Raw genomic sequence first — 16489 nt, forward strand, 5'->3', positions numbered from 1 at the left:
TGGCGAATCTCCAGCACTGGCTTCCCGCGTCCCGGAATGCTAACCACCAGCCTGCATTCCCGCTTCGTCTAATGGTAGGACAGCGCCCTTTGAAGGCGTGAATCGTGGTTCGAGCCCATGAGCGGGAACCAAAATCTCAACGCTTAGCAAACCCGGTCGGCACAAGCCGGCCGGGTTTTTTGTGCCGAGAGCAATTCCAGGAAAAGTGTGAAACGGTTTTCCCGGGAAAAGCGCAAAGCGCTTTCCCTTGGGAATTGCGCAAAAACAAAGTAGCGGAGGTTACTTTCCGAGCTTGCTCGCGGCCCTCGCGAGCGCCTCGATCTCGTCCCACTTGCCGGCCTTGACCAGCTCGTCCGGCGCCACCCAGGAGCCGCCGACGCAGATCACATTGGGCAGGTTGAGATAGTCGGCCGCGTTCTTGGCCGAGATGCCGCCGGTCGGGCAGAATTTCACGTCGGCCAGCGGCGAGGCGAAGGCCTTCAGCGAGGCGATGCCGCCGGACTGTTCGGCCGGGAAGAATTTCAGGAAGCGCAAGCCCGCCTCGCGGGCGGCCATGATCTCGCCGGGTGTGATGGCGCCGGGCAGCAAGGGGACGTCGCTGTCCTTGGCTGCTGCCAGCAATTCGCGCGTGATGCCGGGGCTGACGATGAATTTCGAGCCGGCCGCCGCTGCCTCGTCGAACTGCTTGGCATCGAGAATGGTGCCGGAGCCGACAATGGCGCCCTCGACCTCGCCAGCGACGCGGCGGATCGCTTCCAGCGCATCGGCGGTTCTCAGCGTAATCTCGATCGCCGGCAGGCCGCCGGCGGCGAGCGCCCGGGCGAGCGGCACGGCGTCTGCGACATTGGCGATCTTCAGCACCGGGATGACCGGCTGGCCGTTGAGCAGCGACAGGAGCTTTTCGGTCTTGCTGGGCATTGGCTTGTCTCTCCGGCAGGGATGATTTCAACCGATTAGCAGAAGGCAGATTCCGAGTCCACGAAACCCGGCCTGCCGCGATGTCACATCTGTCGGCCAACGAGCCTGCAGGCGAATGCCGCAAGGCTTCTCTAGCTCTGCCTTGAATCCGCTTTGACCACGGTTTAGTGGCTTGGCGATGACACTGTCCAACGATGAACCTGTGCGCGTCGCCGCGCTCTACAAATTTGCGGCGCTGGGCGACTTCGATGCGCTGCGGGAATTGCGCACGCCACTTGCCGCCTTCTGCTGCGGGCGCGGCATCAAGGGCACGCTGCTTCTGGCGCAGGAAGGCATCAACGGCACGGTCGCCGGCAGCGAGACGGATATCGCTGCGCTGATCGCTTATCTCGAGGCCATCGAAGGCCTAGCCGATCTCGAGGTCAAATACAGCCACGCCGCCGAAATGCCGTTCCATCGCATGAAGGTGCGGCTGAAGCGCGAGATCGTCACCATGGGCGTCGAGGACCTCGACCCGGCGACGGGTGCGGGCACCTATGTCGCGCCGGCCGACTGGAACGCTCTGATCTCGGATCCCGGCACCGTCGTCATCGACACCCGCAATGCCTACGAGGTTTCGATCGGCACTTTCGAGCGCGCCGTCGATCCGCAGACCTCGAGCTTTCGCGAGTTTCCGGCATGGGTCGAGAAACACCGCGACGCGCTCGACGGCCGCAAGGTCGCGATGTTCTGCACCGGCGGCATACGCTGCGAAAAGGCGACGGCCTATGTGAAGTCGCTCGGCTTCGAGAATGTGTTCCATCTCAAGGGCGGCATCCTCAGATATCTTGAAGTGGTGCCGGCCGAAGACAGCCTGTGGCAAGGCGAGTGCTTCGTCTTCGACGAGCGGGTCTCGGTGTCGCATGGGCTGACAGAGGGCGAGGCTGAACTGTGCCGCGCTTGCCGGCATCCGCTGACGCCGGCGGACCGGCTGTCGCCGCATTTTGCCACCGGCGTGTCATGCCCGCATTGCTTCGAGGCCCGCTCGGACGAGGATCGTGCCCGCTACGCGGAGCGTCAGCGCCAGGTCGAACTGGCGCAGGCGCAGGGCAGGGGGCATATCGGCAGCTAGGATCCGTATTGCTGGCTTCGGTCACCAGGCGACGGAATAGCGGTCGATCACCCACAGCCATGTGCCGTCGCTTTGCCGGCGCGCGACCTCCGAGGTTATCGAGCCATCGGCAAGTCTGGTCGAGGTGAGCGCCAAATCGCCATTGATGGCCGCCGGGCGCTGCTCACCACGCTGGAATTTTCGCCCGCTCGCGGCAAAGGCTTCGAACAAAGCTCGGATGGCCTCGCGGCCGCGCGTCAATTCCGCTTCGCTGGTGTCGATGACAGCATCGGGTTCGAACAGCGCCACCATGCCGTCAATGTCACCCACCCACTGCCGGTCGATCAGCAGGCGCTCGAGATCCTGCGGATCACGAGCCGGCTCGCGGTCAGGCTGATCGGTCACGGCAAAACTCCTTCGCCAATGTCGCGGCGACACTAACCGAAGCCGAGGCCGGTTTCGACACATCGAATTCGATTTCGGGGACTGCCGGCGCCGATAGCAAAGCGCGTACCCGTCATTGTAATGTCAATGTGCGGGCCCTACGTCTGCAACGTCCAAAACCCGCCTGTCCCCATGTGGTATGGGCCCTTTTCTGGAGGCACTATGTTCGACCCCAAGAAGCTTCTCGACGACCTGCTCGGCTCGCAAGTCCCCGGCACCACCGGCACCGTCCGCGACAAGGCAGGACAGGCCGTGCAGATGGCCAAGGACAATCCGCTGGCCGCCGGTGCGCTGGCCGCGGTGCTGCTTGGGACCGGCACCGGACGCCAGGTGACGGGAACCGCCATCAAGCTCGGCGGACTGGCTGCGATCGGCGGCCTCGCCTACAAGGCCTACCAGAACTACAAGGCCGGCAATGCGCCCGAGCAGGCGCCAGCGGCCGGCCAGCCGGAATTGCTGCCGCCGCCCGCCGACACCGCCTTCCATCCCTCGCAGGCGCCGCAGGGCGAGGACGAGTTCACACTGACCCTGGTGCGGGCGATGATTTCGGCGGCGAAGGCCGACGGCCATGTCGACGACGAGGAGCGCCAAAAGATCGCCGGCAAGCTCAAGCTCGCCGGCGTCGGTTCCGATGCCGAAAAATTCTTGTTGGCCGAGCTGGACAGCCCGCTCGACCTCGACACGCTGGTCGCTGGCGCCAAGACCGACGAGCAGAGGCTCGAGCTCTACACGGCGTCGCGGCTGACCATCGATCCCGATACGCGCGCCGAACGCGGCTATCTCGACCTGCTCGCTGGCCGGCTCGGCCTGCCGGATGCACTGGTCGACCATGTCGAGGCGACTGTGTCGGCGGCCAAGGTGGCGGCCCCGGCCGGGACCGCGCCGAACCCGCGCTGGTAGCCAGCGCCGCGGCGCGGCTAAGGCAGCGCGGCCGAGGCTGGAAAAACGAGTTAACGTCTCGTTTACCGAGGAAGCGCATGATTCTAGCAGTCGGATCGGCTTTTCCTCCTCCCAAGCCCGGTTCAGATCAGGGCGGTCGCCAATGACCGCCCTTTTTGTTCAGCCGATCACAGGTTGTTCGGCTTGCCATGATCCCCGTCATTTGCGATGCCTCGGTGCACTCGGATGCATCCCGATCTGTGCCTGGGATGCGCGGTGCGCAGGAGCAAAATCATGACAGCCCTCACAGAGAAAACCGCCATCGTCACCGGCGCTGGTACGGGCATCGGCAAGAGCGTCGCTACAGCGCTGCTCAAGGCGGGCTGGAACACCGTGTTTTGCGGCCGCCGCAAACAGGTGCTCGACGCCGCGATCGCCGAGGCCGGCAAGACGGACGCCAAGGCGCTGGCGGTAGCCTGCGACATCAGCAAGGCCGGCCAGGTCGATGATCTGTTCGAGACGGTGGCGGCGGCTTTCGGGCGCGTCGACCTGCTCTTCAATAATGCCGGCATGAGCTACAAGTCGACGCCAATCGACGAGATCCCGGTCGAGGTCTGGAACGACATTGTCGGCGTCAATCTTACCGGATCGTTCCTGTGCGCCCGCGCCGCGTTCGGCGCTATGCGCAGACAAAAGCCGATGGGTGGCCGCATCATCAACAACGGCTCGGTCTCGGCCTATGCGCCGCGGCCCGGCTCGGTGCCCTATACCGCGACCAAGCACGCGATAACAGGGCTGACCAAGACGTTGGCGCTCGACGGTCGGCCCTATGATATCGCTTGCGGTCAGATCGACATCGGTAATGCGCTGACCGACATGGCGTATGCCATGACCGTCGGCGTGCCACAGGCCAACGGCTCGATTGCCGCCGAGGCGGTGATGGATGTCCAGCGCGTCGCCGACGCCGTCGTCCACATGGCCAGCCTGCCGCTCGACGCCAATGTGCTGTTCATGACGGTGATGGCGACGAAGATGCCGTTCGTTGGCAGAGGGTAAAAAACGGAGCGTCGGCGCTGCCCCTCACCTGCCTGCCGGCATCCTCTCCCCGTAAACGGGGCGAGGGAAGCTGTCGCGTATGATTTCGCCAATCACCAACGTTGCTAGAAGGGGTGCCGAGGTTGCGGCCAGCTTCTTTCTCCCCGTCACTATACGGGGAGAAATGCCCGGCAGGGCAATGAGGGGCAGCGCGAACTTTTGCAATAAACCCCCTACTTCTTCAAAAACGCCTCGATCCGCTCCAGCGCGCGCAAGATGTTCTCCTCGGAATTGGCGTAGGAAAGCCTGATATAGCCTTCGCCGAGAATGCCGAAATCGGGACCGCCGATCAGGGCCACGCCGGCATCCTCGAGCAGCGCCGAGGCTAGCTTCTTGGCCTTCCAGCCGGTCTTCGAGACATTGGGAAAGGCATAGAAGGCGCCCTTCGGCGTGATGCAGGAAACGCCGGGCAGGGCGTTCAGGCCCTCGACCACGATCTTCCGGCGGTTGTCGAAGGCGCGCATCATCTTGTCGACATCGTCCTGCGGGCCGTCGATGGCGGCGATGCCGGCGAACTGGCTCGGGGCGTTGACGCAGGACCAGCAATTGACGGCCAGCTTGCGCACCTTGTCGTAGAGGTGCGCGCCCTTGTCGCCGTTCGGCCAGATCGACCAGCCCATGCGCCAACCAGTCATCGCCCAGGTCTTCGACCAGCCATTGAGCACTATCAGCCGGTCGCGGATTTCGGGGAAATTGAGCAGCGAAAAATGCGTCTCACCGTCATAGGTCATGACGTCATAGATCTCGTCGGAAAGGATGGCGACCTGCGGGTGCGCCTGCAGTCCCTTCACCAGCTTCTCGATCTCGGCGCGCGGCGTGACGCCGCCGGTCGGGTTTGCCGGCGAGTTGAGGATCAGGAGCCTGGTCTTCGAGGTAATCAGCGCCAGCGTCTCCTCAGCCGAGAAGGCAAAGCCGTTCTCCTCGCGGATCGGCACGGGAATGGGCGCGGCGCCGGTGAACTCGACCATCGAGCGATAGATCGGAAAGCCGGGATCGGGATAGAGGATCTCGGCGCCCGGTTCGCCGAACATCAGGATCGCCGCGAACATGGTCGGCTTGCCGCCGGGCAGGATCATCACATTCTCGGGCGAGACCTCAACACCGGTGGTGGTCAGCGTACGCCGCACCACCGCTTCGCGCGTTGCCAGCAGGCCGTTGGCCGGGGTGTAGCCATGGTGGCCGTCACGCAGCGCCTTGATCGCCGCCTCGACAATGTGCTGAGGGGTTTTGAAGTCGGGCTGGCCGATGCCGAGGTTGACGATGTCGCGGCCCTGTTGCGCCAGCGCCGTCGCCCTCGCGAGCACCGCAAAGGCGTTTTCCTCGCCGAGGCGGTCGAAGGCCGAAATCGTGTGGAGCATTTTTCCCGTCCGTGTGGTTCTTACTGTTGGGTCGCGTTTTTGTGAGCGTCTGCCCACAAAAGTCAAACGGATTGGAGTTTTACGTGTCCGAAAATCTCAAAGACTGGCAGGCGCGTCCACGGCCCGAGCGCAAGCCGATTGACGGCCGCTATGTCAGGCTCGAACCGCTGAACGCCGAAAAGCACGGCGATGGCCTCTATGAAGCGTCTTCCGTGCCTGACATCGATGGTCGCTTTGCCTGGCTGCCCGACTATCCGCCACAGACCCGCGCCGATTTCCAGCCATGGCTGGACAAGGTCGAGGCCAGCGAGGATCCGTTGTTCTTCACCGTTATCGACAAGGCCAGCGGCAAGGTTGCGGGGCGGCAGACACTGATGCGCATCGATCCCACCTATGGCGTCATCGAGATCGGTAACATCTATTGGGGGCCGCTGATTTCGCGAAAAGCGGCAGCGACCGAGGCGCAGTTCCTGTTCATGAAGTACATTTTCGACGCGCTCGGCTATCGCCGCTACGAATGGAAATGCAACAACCGCAACGAACCCTCGAAGCGCGCGGCGGAACGGTTCGGCTTCAAGTTCGAGGGCATTTTCCGCCAGCATCTTGTGGTCAAGGGTGAAAACCGCGATACCGCGTGGTACTCGATAATCGACAAGGAATGGCCGTCCTTGCGTAAAGCCTATGAGGCATGGCTCGACCCGGCCAATTTCGACGGCGAAGGCGGGCAGAAGCGGCGGCTCGAGGATTTCCGCGCCGAGTTCGGCGCGTAACAGGAGTTTCGGCGATGGCGCATGATCATGGTTCGCATGCTGGCCACAGCCACGGCGCCGGTCACGTGCATGGCTCGACCGACAAGAAGCGCGTGCTGATCGCGGCTTGCCTGACCGCCGGCTTCATGGTCGCCGAAGTGCTTGGCGGCCTGCTGACGGGATCACTGGCGCTGCTTGCCGACGCCGGCCACATGCTCGCCGATTCGATCGCGCTTGGTCTTGCCTGGTATGCCTTCCATCTTGGCGGACGGCCGGCAACCGTGCGCCTCACCTATGGCTTCGGCCGGGTCAAAACGCTGGTTGCCTACACCAACGGCATCGCCATCTTCGCCATCGCGCTGTGGATCGTCTACGAGGCCTGGGGCCGCCTGATGACACCGGCGCCGGTGCTGGGCGGGCCGATGCTGGTGGTGGCGGTCGTCGGTCTTGCGGTCAACATCGCATCGTTCTTCGTGCTGCATGGCGGCGACCGTGAAAGCCTCAACATGCGCGGCGCCATCCTGCATGTGCTGGGCGACCTGCTCGGCTCGGCGGCGGCGATCGTCGCGGCCCTGGTCATCCTGGCGACCGGCTGGACACCGATCGATCCAATCCTGTCGGTGCTGGTCTCGGTGCTGATCCTGTCCACTGCCTGGTCGCTGATGCGCGAAGCCGCGCACGTCCTGCTCGAAGGCGTGCCGGCGAGCCTCGACCGCGATCTCATCGCCAAGGATATCGCTGGCACGGTCAAGGGCGTACGCGAGGTGCATCATATGCATGTCTGGTCGCTGGATGGCTCCAGCAACATGGCGACGCTGCACGCCTGCCTCAATGATGGCGTCGATGCGCATCAGGCGGTCAGCGCCATCAAGAAGCGGCTCGCTGCCGAGCACGGCATCAGCCACGCCACCGTCGAGCCGGAATTCGGCCAGTGCGCCGACAGCCATGACGAACACGACCACGATCATGACCACGACCATGGTGCGCCACCGCATCACGGCCATTATCACTGACAGGGAATTTCATGGCATTGGCACCTGATTTGACGAGTTCCCGCAGCGTCGGGACGGCGTGATGGATCGCGACACGCGAAACGCGGCGATTGCCGCACTCTGGATCATGCTGCTGTTCGGTATCGCGGCGTTCTATCTGCCGACCGTGATGCTGGCCGTCGGCAGTGTCTCGACCGTACTTGCCGGCATCGTCGGCACCGCCTTCGTGCTGGCATTCTTTCTGGTGTTCTGGTTGCGCGGCCGCAGCCAGAACAAAGACAAATAAGAGGCTTTTACAAATGCGCATTCTAATCACTGGTGCAGCCGGCATGGTCGGCCGCAAGCTTATCGCCCGGCTGGCCAAGGACGGCACGCTCAACGGCCGCAAGATCACGGCACTCGACCTGCACGACATCGTGCCGCCGCAGGCGCCGGCGATGGACGGCGTCAGTATCGCCACGCATACAGGCGACCTTGCCGACGCCGGCGCTGCAGAGAGCCTGGTCGCATCACGCCCCGACGTGATGTTCCATCTCGCCGGCATTGTGTCGGGCGAGGCGGAGGCCAATTTCGATCTCGGCTACCGCGTCAACCTCGACGGCACCAGGGCGCTATTCGACGCGGTCCGGCTGGCAGGCTTTGCACCACGCCTCGTCTTCACCTCGTCGATCGCCGTGTTCGGCGCGCCGTTCCCGGATGTCATTCCGGATGACTTCCACCCGACGCCGCTGACCTCCTATGGCACGCAGAAGCAGATGAGCGAAGCGCTGCTGGCCGACTATTCCAGGCGCGGCTTCTTTGACGGCATCGGCATAAGGCTGCCGACCATTTGCGTGCGGCCAGGCAAGCCGAACAAGGCGGCCTCAGGCTTCTTCTCCGGCATCATCCGCGAGCCGCTGAGCGGGCACGAGGCGATCCTGCCGGTGCCGCGCTCGGTGCTGCACACCCATGCCAGCCCGCGCTCGGCGGTGAACTTCCTGATCCATGCCGCGGGGATCGACGGTGCCGCCGTCGGGCCACGCCGCAACCTCACCATGCCGGGCGTCGCCGTTACGGTCGGCGAGCAGATCGAGGCGCTGGAACGCATTTCCGGCGCCGAGGTCGTGAAGCTGATCCGCGAACAGCCCGACGAGACAATCTGGGCCATCGTCAAGGGTTGGCCAACGCGCTTCGAGGCTAAGCGGTCAAGGGACCTCGGCTTCAGCGCCGAGAAGAGTTTCGACGAGATCATCCGCGCCCACATCGAGGATGAGCTGGGCGGCAAGATCGCGGGTCAGACCTGACCCGCAGGGGTCAAACGCTGCCGGCCAGGCTCGCCGACAAGAGCAGCAGTCCGAACAGGAAGACGAAGGCGGCGCCGCCGATCTCGACGAAGGTGTGGATGCGGTTGCCCATGCGACCGTCACCGGCGAAATAGACAGCCCAGTTCTTGGCGGTGACCGCCATCGTCGCCAGCGCCGAGACGGTGATGGCGGTGCCAATCGACATCGCCAACACCGACAGCAGCCCGCCGAGCCACAGGCCGTTGAGCAGCGCGAAGCTGAGCACGATCAGCGCGCCGGAGCAGGGGCGGATGCCGACGGCGGCCACAGCCGACCATGCCGTGCGCCAGTCGAAGCGGTCGCCAGACAGCAGCGCCGGATCGGGCGCATGGGAATGGCCACACGTATCGCAGACCTCGCCCGCCGCGTGGTCATGATGCGCATGATCATGATGAGCGTGGTCGTGATGGGTATGATCGTGTGTGGCATGGTCGTGCGCAGCGTGATCGTGATGATCATGCGAATGGTCGTGATCGTCATGCGCGTGCAGGGCATGTGAATGCGCCGCATGGCTGTGCGCGGCGTGGCTGTGACCGCCATGTGAATGGCCCGCATGTGAATGGCCGCCATGCGAATGGCCCGCATGAGCCGCCGACAGGCTGTATGCGGGCGCCTTGCCGAACCAGCGAAGAACCGTAGGTCCGAGCTTGCGCCACAGGAGCCAAGCGCCGAACAGCGTGACGAAGACATAGCTCATGATTTCCATGAACCAGGCCGCGTCGGTCATCGAGATGGCAGTGCCGCGCAGGACGAAATAGGCAAGCAACATCACCACGATCGCGGTCAGGCCCTGCAGCAGCGCCGAGACGAAGGACAACAGGATGCCGCGCCTGAGCGCCACTTCATTGGCCACCATGTAGGAGGAGATCACCGCCTTGCCGTGGCCGGGGCCGGCGGCGTGGAAAATGCCGTAGGCGAAGGACAGGCCGATCAGCAGCCACATCTTGCTGCCGTCCTCGCGCATCGCCTTCATCGCGGTGGCCAGCGCGCGGTAAAATTCCTGCTGGCGCAGATTGATCCACATCAGGATGTGGGCGAACGGTCCTGTGGTCGGCGCCATGCCGTCATTGACGCCGATGCCAAGCGAACTCTGGGCGTGGGCCTGCCCGAGAAAGTGCGTCATCACCACGGCAGCGGCCACGAGGCCGAGCGCCAAACGCAGGGACGGTTTCATCACCGGATCTATCCTTCTGGCGGGCAGTTCAGTTCGAGCTTGGTGGCGAAGATCTTGCTCATGTCGGTGCCTGTCGGGTCATTGAAGAAGGCTTCCGTCAGGGTCTTCTGATTTTCCTTGATCGCCTCGTCCGGATCGGGCCGGATGACTTTGCTGGTGCAGTTCGAGGGCAGGCCTTCAACGGTGATGTTGGAATCCTCGGTGAAATCGATCGCCGTGTAGAAGGTCGGATCGTAGACGCCGAAATCGATCTTGCCGGCAAGCTTGATCGGCTGTTTCGGTTCGGATTCGAACAGGATGATCAGTTGGTCGTTGTCGAAATTGGCCATCAGGTGCGGCGGCGGCGTCATCGGCACGTCCTTGCCGTCGACGGTGACGAGCTGGAAATAATTGAACTCGGCCAGCGAAGCATGGACGGTGTCGGCGACATCCTTCAGCTCCTTGTCGTCAAGCTTCAGGTCGGAGTTCTTGTCGAACTCCATCATCACCGTACTCGAAAACAAATCGTCGAAGCGCCAGAGGTGGCGCAGCGCTTTCACACTTTGGTGATCCGGCGACAGGATGACGTCGAGGCGGGCCTCGGCGAAGACATGAGGATGCGCGCCAGCCGCTCCGACGGCGGCAAAAGTCGCCGCCAAGGCCGAAGCCAGCATGATTGCGTGCTGTTTCAGGTGCATTCTCGGTCGCAGTTCCATCGGCCTCGGAGAGATTTCGAGAGGTTACCAGAAAGCGGGCGAAATTGGGACCGGTGCTGCGTGTCGCCCAAAAGTGCGAAGCGGTTTTGGGACAACGACACGCACCGGCAAAAACTCAAAGCGCAACGCGCTTTGACGGCGAAGCCAAGTCAGGCGCCTTCGCGGTTCTTGAACCACTGCACCAGGAAATCGACAAAAACGCGGACCTTGGCCGGCAGATAGCGGCGGTGCGGGTAGACGGCGAAAATACCGCTGCCCGACTGGATGCGGTCGTCGAGCAAGGAAACCAGCCGGCCCGATGCGAGGTCGGGGGCGGCGATGAAATCGGGCAGGATGGCGAAGCCCAGGCCCGACACGGCGGCGGCACGCGCGGCCATCGGACTGTTGACCTCGATCGGCCCCGACACGTTGACGCTGACCGACTCCTCGCCCTCGCCCTTGAAACGCCAGTTGGCGAGTGAACGGCCATTGGTGTCGACGATGCAGGGCATGTTGGCGAGATCCTGCGGGCGCGTCGGCTTGCCGTGCCTGGCGATCAGGTCCGGCGATGCGCACAGCCTGACCGAGAATGGCCCGAGGCGCCTGGCGATCAGCGAGGAGTTTTCCAGCCGCGAGATGCGCACGGCAAGATCGAAACCCTCCTCGACCAGATCGACAAAACGGTCATCAAGATGGATGTCGAGCACGATGTCGGGATGCTGCTTGGCGAAGTCGATCAGCGACTGGCCGATCGGCGCGTCGGCGAAGGTGCGCGCCGCCGACAGCTTGATCCTGCCACGCACGTCGCCGGAGGATTCGCGCACCGCGTCGGCCAGGCTGTCGACCTCGCGTACGATTTCCGAAGCGCGGCTGTAATAGGTATGGCCGGCCTCGGTCATCGAGAACTGCCGCGTGGTGCGGTTGAGCAGCAGCGCGCCGAGCTCGTCCTCGAGTTCGCGCACATATTTCGACAGCAGCGCCTTGGAGCGACCGATCTTGCGCGCGGCGGCCGAAAAGCCCTCGGCTTCGACGACGTCGATGAAGGCGCGCATGCGAGTCAATGTGTCCATGGATCAGGCCTTTCGTGCCGTATCGAGAAGCCGCCGGCCGAGCCGTATCAGGGCAATGTCGCTGCCGGGAGGGCCGAGCAGCGAGAGGCCGAAAGGGGCGCCGTCAACCGAGCCCAGCGGCAGGGTGATTTGCGGAAAGCCTGAAAGACCCGAAAGACACAGAAGATGCAAGGCCCTTTCGCGGTAGGCCTGGAGCTGCTGCGGCTCGCTTTTGACCAGAGGGGCAGGGCCCGGAACCGTGGGCAGGACAAGAAATCCGTCCTGGCCGAGCAGGGCGGCGAGCTCGGAGCGGAAGGCCAAGCGGCGCGCCGCTTCGGCCTGCGCCGTCTTTACGTCGATCGTCCGGCCAAAGCCGAAGCGTTCCTCGACGCCCGGCCCGAGATCGCGCTCGCCCGAAATGATCCAGGCGCCGTGCTGGCTCCAGGCCTCGGCCGCCTGCAGACGGCGAAAGCACCAATAGAGCTCGTCCGGGAAGGAAGCGAAGACGTATTCCACCGGCTTCGGTTCGCCGACGACGGTAGCCGCCAACGCCCTCATCCTGGCATACTCGGCTGCCTCTGCGGGGCCGGCGACGAAGGCATCCAGCCAGCGGATCGAAAGCGGACGGTTGAGCGGGTGCTGGTGCGGGTCGCGGCCGAGCAGCAGTTTGCCGATCGTCTCATAGGTTTCGATGTCGTCGGCGAACCAGCCGAACGTGTCGAAGCTCGGCGCCAGCTTCATCGTGCCGTCGAGCGAAATGCGGCAATGCGTGGTGCGCAGCCCGATCAGCCCGCAAAAGCTCGCCGGCGCACGGATCGAGCCGCCGGTGTCGGAGCCGGTGGCGATGTCGGCAAGCTTGCCGGCCACCGCCGCCGCCGACCCGGACGAGGAGCCGCCGGTGACGCGATCGGGGGCTGCCGGGTTCACCGGAAACGGAAAATGCGCGTTCTGGCCCATCAGCGAGAAAGCGAGCTCATCGGTCTGCGTCTTGCCGATGAAGCGCGCGCCGGCGTCGAGAATCATCTGCACTGCCGGTGCGGTGCTGGAGGCTGCGTGCGCCTCGTTGAACTTCACCAGATTGCCGCAACCGGTGCGATAGCCGGCGACGTCGTAAATGTCCTTCACGGCCAGCCGGAGCCCAGCCAGCGGCCCCAGTTCCGCATTGGCCACCGGCATTCGACGCAGGTCGAGGAAGGCGTTGAGCGGACCGTGCGTGCCTGTCATCGTTCGATATCCGGATACGGTTGGCGCAGCATTGTTCGATGCCAGAAATTTTACAACCTGGGATACGATTTTTATTGATTGTGAAATCTTTCGATCTTATATCGCGCTTGCCCAAAGTCGCACGTGCCTGTGGGTGTCCGCCGATCCTCGAATGGTGAGGGAAATCGGTAAGGTAACTGGAGCTAACCCCTCCAGTCGGTCTAGCGGCCAACCGCCAGCCCGAGGACACCTTGAAGCAACGACGGTGCGGGCCTTTCTGGTGTTCTGCCGGTTGTCCAAAGACCGGGGTTACTGAAGAGGCACACCTTCATTGCCGGCAGTGCGGACGGGTCTCCCATCCAAGCCAAGGCAGACAAAGCGAACCGAGGCCGGGCAAGGCCAAGGTTCACCGCCGCGAGACGGCGTTTCATGGTTCCGGGGTCTCCACCGGCTGGTTCCATGAATTTCCGTCCCGCCTTTGTCCACCGCGAGTTCGCGAGGCTGACAGCCCGCGTCCCGCAGCCTTATTGCGCGCCGCAAGGCGTTTATGGAGAGACCCCGATGGCCACCCAGCGCATCCTTGACTTCCTCGCCACCCGACGTCCGTCCGGCCCCTGCCTGGTCGTCGACCTCGATGTCGTGCGCGACAATTTCCGCGCCTTCGAAAAGGCGCTGCCCGATTCCAAGATCTACTATGCGGTGAAAGCAAACCCGGCGCCGGAAATCCTGCGCCTGCTTGCTGCGATGGGCTCGTCCTTCGATACCGCTTCCGTTGCCGAAGTCGAGATGGCGATGGACGCCGGTGCGCCGGCGGACCGCATCTCCTTCGGCAACACCATCAAGAAGGAGCGTGACATTGCACGCGCCTACCAGCTCGGCATCCGGCTGTTCGCGGTCGACTGCGTCGAGGAAGTCGACAAGATCGCCCGCGCCGCTCCCGGCGCCCGCGTGTTCTGCCGCGTTCTGACCGACGGCGAGGGGGCTGAATGGCCGCTGTCGCGCAAGTTCGGCTGCGTGCCGGCGATGGCCGTCGATGTGCTGCGCCATGCCAAGACGCTCGGTCTCGACGCCTATGGCGTGTCGTTCCATGTCGGCTCGCAGCAGACGGATCTCACCGCGTGGGACCGTGCGCTGGCCGACGCCAAGAAGGTGTTCGCCACGCTCGCCGACGAAGGCATTGTCTTGAAGATGGTCAATATGGGCGGCGGTTTCCCGACGCGCTATTTGCGTGACGTGCCGGCGGCCCAGGCCTATGGCCAGGCGATCTTCTCGGCGCTGCGCAAGCATTTCGGCAACGCCATTCCCGAGACCATCATCGAGCCGGGCCGCGGCATGGTCGGCAATGCCGGCGTCATCAAGTCGGAAGTCGTGCTGATCTCGAAGAAGGCCGACAACGACAATGTGCGCTGGGTGTTCCTCGACATCGGCAAGTTCGGCGGTCTCGCCGAAACGATGGACGAGGCGATCCGCTACCCTCTCGTCACGCGTCATGACGGTTCGGAGACCGCACCGTGCGTGCTCGCCGGCCCGACCTGCGATTCGGCCGACGTGATGTACGAGAAGACGCCGTACCCGCTGCCCTTGTCGCTGACCATCGGCGACGAGGTGCTGATCGAGGGCACTGGCGCCTACACGACCACCTATTCGGCGGTCGCCTTCAACGGCTTCGAGCCTCTCCGATCCTACGTGATCTGACGGTTCTTTATTTGGCGCATTTTCGGACGGCGAACCGGTTTCCACTTCGCCTGAAAATGCTCTGAGAACCGATCAGATCATCCCAGGTGGGCGTTTGTCGCCCGCTTGGGCTCGCCTGTGGAACAAGCTCCGCTCGTGAAGGATCGCGGAAATGAAAATGCCAATTGAAATCGTGGACCCCTTGCCGGTCCTTGCCATCGTCGCCGAAACTCCTGCCGATGTCGCGGCGCGTGAAGCGCTGCTCGACCGTGCCATGGGGCCGATGCGGCGCAAGAAGTCGTCGGAAAAGCTGCGGCGCGGCCGCCGTCCTTCCGAAGGCCTAGCCTTTGTCGTGCGCGATGCGGCCGGCGCGGTTATGGGCACCGTGCGGTTGTGGGATGTGCGCTTGGGCGAGGGCGGTCCGGCAGCGCTTCTGCTTGGCCCGCTCGCCGTCGACCCGGCACTGAAGAATGCCGGCGTCGGCTCGGCGCTGATGCGCCATGCGCTGGCCGAGGCCGCGCGTCTCGGCCATGCCGCGATCCTGCTGGTCGGCGATGCGCCTTACTATGGCCGCTTCGGCTTTTCGGCTGACAAGACAGGCGCGCTGGCCATGCCTGGTCCGTATGAGCGGCACCGCCTGCTGGCGCTGGAGCTGGTCGAGGGCGCACTCGACGGCGCGCATGGCGCGCTGAAGGCGGCTGGTCGCAAGCTGAGGGCGCTGCCGCTGACCTTCGCGGCGTAAAAAGCCGGCTTTCGTCTATGTAGAAACCGTGGGGTCGACAAAAGCAAAACGCCGCCTGATGGGCGGCGTTTTGCTTTTGCGACGGATTAGCCGAGCAGCTGGCTGAGCGCCATGGCGACCGTCATATCGCCTTCGACCTTTATTTTGCCGGACATGAAGGCCATGGTCGGGTTGAGGTCGCCGGCGATCAGCGAATCCAGATCATCGAGCGACAGCTTGACAGTGGAGTCGGTCGGAGCGTCGGTGTTCGAGACGGTTGCGCCGTCGATGACGATGACGCCGTCGCTGCCGGTATCGAACTTCACCGAATGTTCGAACCCGGCGCTCGCCACGCGCGACTTCATCTTCTCGGCAATCTCCTGAACGCTCATGACTGTTCTCCTCGTCTCGTTGCGTTTTGCCGCGCGTCAGTGACCGGTGTGTTTGCCGAAGTCGCTGTCTCGCGCGTGCCGCGATCCTGGTCGCTTGGCGCATATAGCTTCGAGTTGACGTAAACGTCAACGCAATGGCGATGCGTCATCTCGTTCAGTCGAAAGGAATGCGGCAGAGAAATATCCGTCCCGCGACGAAGGCTAGTGTTCCGCAGCCGGCTTGGCCGGCTCGGCCTGCGCCGATTCCGCGGGTGCCGGTTCGGTCGGCGTGGCCGGGTCCTTGCGGCGGCGCATGGCGTTGTCGCGGATCTCATCCTTGGTCAGGAAGTTGACCTGATCGATCAGCACTTCATGCACGAGGTCGGCGCCGACGCGGGCGTTGACGGTGTCGCGTATAGCCTTGCGGAAGGCGTCGAGATCGATGGTTTCCTTCTTGGTGAAGTCGATCTGCGGATTGGAATAGAGATAGGAATAGACCTGATCGGTCATCAGCGCTTCGGCCGGGATCGACATCTTCTTTATCTCGGCCGGCTCGACCGTGTAGACGAGCTTGGTGAGGAAATAGCCGTCGATTTTGGCATTGCGGATCAACGGCACCGAGATGATGTCGGTCTTGACGTAGTCGAGACCGCCCAGCATCGGCTTCGGCGTCTCGCCGACACCGCGCTCGCCCGCCGCCTGGAACGAATAGAACACGGCGCCGAGCGTAGCGGCGCAGATCCAGATCGCGGCGGCGATGAATTTGATCATGGGTT

The 16489-nt window shown here is 63.6% G+C and carries 18 protein-coding genes and 1 tRNA gene; 10 read left to right on the forward strand and 9 right to left on the reverse strand.

What is annotated here, in order from left to right; all coding sequences use genetic code 11:
- The first annotated feature begins 57 nt into the window (after nt 1-57).
- A tRNA-Gln gene (locus tag AC1D1B_RS12415) sits at nt 58-131 on the forward strand.
- Between the two features lie 148 nt (nt 132-279).
- On the opposite strand, the gene AC1D1B_RS12420 is transcribed toward AC1D1B_RS12415, so the two are convergent.
- Nucleotides 280-918: a 2-dehydro-3-deoxy-phosphogluconate aldolase gene (locus AC1D1B_RS12420; protein WP_477332500.1), complete on the reverse strand. Its 639-nt coding sequence runs from the start codon at nt 916-918 to the stop codon at nt 280-282.
- A 178-nt stretch (nt 919-1096) separates the two neighbouring features.
- On the opposite strand from AC1D1B_RS12420, the gene trhO reads away from it, so the two are divergent.
- Nucleotides 1097-2029, forward strand: a complete 933-nt coding sequence (gene trhO / locus AC1D1B_RS12425) for an oxygen-dependent tRNA uridine(34) hydroxylase TrhO (RefSeq protein ID WP_477332502.1) — start codon at nt 1097-1099, stop codon at nt 2027-2029.
- 21 nt (nt 2030-2050) lie between these two features.
- Here the strand turns inward: trhO and AC1D1B_RS12430 are convergent, their stop codons facing one another.
- Nucleotides 2051-2413, reverse strand: coding sequence for a YybH family protein (locus tag AC1D1B_RS12430; protein ID WP_477332504.1), 363 nt, complete (start codon nt 2411-2413; stop codon nt 2051-2053).
- 201 nt (nt 2414-2614) lie between these two features.
- On the opposite strand from AC1D1B_RS12430, the gene AC1D1B_RS12435 reads away from it, so the two are divergent.
- Both AC1D1B_RS12435 and AC1D1B_RS12440 read left to right on the forward strand, forming a co-directional pair.
- Nucleotides 2615-3352 carry a tellurite resistance TerB family protein gene (locus AC1D1B_RS12435; RefSeq protein ID WP_477332506.1) on the forward strand — a complete coding sequence of 246 codons (738 nt, stop codon included), beginning with the start codon at nt 2615-2617 and terminating at the stop codon, nt 3350-3352.
- 273 nt (nt 3353-3625) lie between these two features.
- Complete coding sequence (locus AC1D1B_RS12440; RefSeq protein WP_477332508.1) at nt 3626-4387, forward strand: SDR family oxidoreductase; 762 nt, start codon at nt 3626-3628, stop codon at nt 4385-4387.
- Between the two features lie 212 nt (nt 4388-4599).
- Here AC1D1B_RS12440 and AC1D1B_RS12445 read toward each other — a convergent pair whose 3' ends face one another.
- Nucleotides 4600-5784 carry a pyridoxal phosphate-dependent aminotransferase gene (locus AC1D1B_RS12445; protein ID WP_477332510.1) on the reverse strand — a complete coding sequence of 395 codons (1185 nt, stop codon included), beginning with the start codon at nt 5782-5784 and terminating at the stop codon, nt 4600-4602.
- A gap of 83 nt (nt 5785-5867) precedes the next feature.
- On the opposite strand from AC1D1B_RS12445, the gene AC1D1B_RS12450 reads away from it, so the two are divergent.
- The 4 genes from AC1D1B_RS12450 (at nt 5868) to denD (ending at nt 8808) form a co-directional block, all read left to right on the forward strand.
- Nucleotides 5868-6554, forward strand: coding sequence for a GNAT family N-acetyltransferase (locus AC1D1B_RS12450; RefSeq protein WP_477332512.1), 687 nt, complete (start codon nt 5868-5870; stop codon nt 6552-6554).
- A 14-nt stretch (nt 6555-6568) separates the two neighbouring features.
- Nucleotides 6569-7546, forward strand: a complete 978-nt coding sequence (locus AC1D1B_RS12455; RefSeq protein WP_477332513.1) for a cation diffusion facilitator family transporter — start codon at nt 6569-6571, stop codon at nt 7544-7546.
- A gap of 61 nt (nt 7547-7607) precedes the next feature.
- Nucleotides 7608-7811: a hypothetical protein gene (locus tag AC1D1B_RS12460; protein WP_477332515.1), complete on the forward strand. Its 204-nt coding sequence runs from the start codon at nt 7608-7610 to the stop codon at nt 7809-7811.
- 13 nt (nt 7812-7824) lie between these two features.
- The gene (gene denD, locus AC1D1B_RS12465; protein WP_477332517.1) at nt 7825-8808 is read left to right on the forward strand and encodes a D-erythronate dehydrogenase; all 984 of its coding nucleotides are present in this window, start codon (nt 7825-7827) and stop codon (nt 8806-8808) included.
- A 10-nt stretch (nt 8809-8818) separates the two neighbouring features.
- Here the strand turns inward: denD and AC1D1B_RS12470 are convergent, their stop codons facing one another.
- From AC1D1B_RS12470 to AC1D1B_RS12485, 4 genes are all read right to left on the reverse strand, one after another.
- Nucleotides 8819-10021: a nickel/cobalt transporter gene (locus tag AC1D1B_RS12470; RefSeq protein WP_477332519.1), complete on the reverse strand. Its 1203-nt coding sequence runs from the start codon at nt 10019-10021 to the stop codon at nt 8819-8821.
- A gap of 8 nt (nt 10022-10029) precedes the next feature.
- Nucleotides 10030-10698 (reverse strand): DUF1007 family protein, encoded by a 669-nt coding sequence (locus AC1D1B_RS12475; RefSeq protein WP_477332521.1) that lies wholly within the window; start codon nt 10696-10698, stop codon nt 10030-10032.
- 167 nt (nt 10699-10865) lie between these two features.
- Entirely contained in the window at nt 10866-11765 is a 900-nt protein-coding gene (locus tag AC1D1B_RS12480; RefSeq protein ID WP_477332523.1) for a LysR family transcriptional regulator, read from the reverse strand.
- A gap of 3 nt (nt 11766-11768) precedes the next feature.
- A complete protein-coding gene (locus AC1D1B_RS12485) occupies nt 11769-12968 on the reverse strand; it encodes an amidase (protein ID WP_477332525.1) in 1200 nt (399 codons plus the stop codon).
- A gap of 540 nt (nt 12969-13508) precedes the next feature.
- On the opposite strand from AC1D1B_RS12485, the gene odc2 reads away from it, so the two are divergent.
- Both odc2 and AC1D1B_RS12495 read left to right on the forward strand, forming a co-directional pair.
- Complete coding sequence (gene odc2, locus AC1D1B_RS12490) at nt 13509-14642, forward strand: ornithine/lysine decarboxylase (protein ID WP_477332527.1); 1134 nt, start codon at nt 13509-13511, stop codon at nt 14640-14642.
- Nucleotides 14643-14793: 151 nt separating this feature from the next.
- Nucleotides 14794-15363 (forward strand): GNAT family N-acetyltransferase, encoded by a 570-nt coding sequence (locus tag AC1D1B_RS12495; protein ID WP_477332529.1) that lies wholly within the window; start codon nt 14794-14796, stop codon nt 15361-15363.
- 86 nt (nt 15364-15449) lie between these two features.
- On the opposite strand, the gene AC1D1B_RS12500 is transcribed toward AC1D1B_RS12495, so the two are convergent.
- Nucleotides 15450-15734: an SCP2 sterol-binding domain-containing protein gene (locus AC1D1B_RS12500; protein WP_477332531.1), complete on the reverse strand. Its 285-nt coding sequence runs from the start codon at nt 15732-15734 to the stop codon at nt 15450-15452.
- 201 nt (nt 15735-15935) lie between these two features.
- Complete coding sequence (locus AC1D1B_RS12505; protein WP_477260974.1) at nt 15936-16484, reverse strand: hypothetical protein; 549 nt, start codon at nt 16482-16484, stop codon at nt 15936-15938.
- Between the last annotated feature and the right edge of the window lie 5 nt (nt 16485-16489).

This window comes from Mesorhizobium sp. P2_C5_2 (assembly GCF_056404535.1).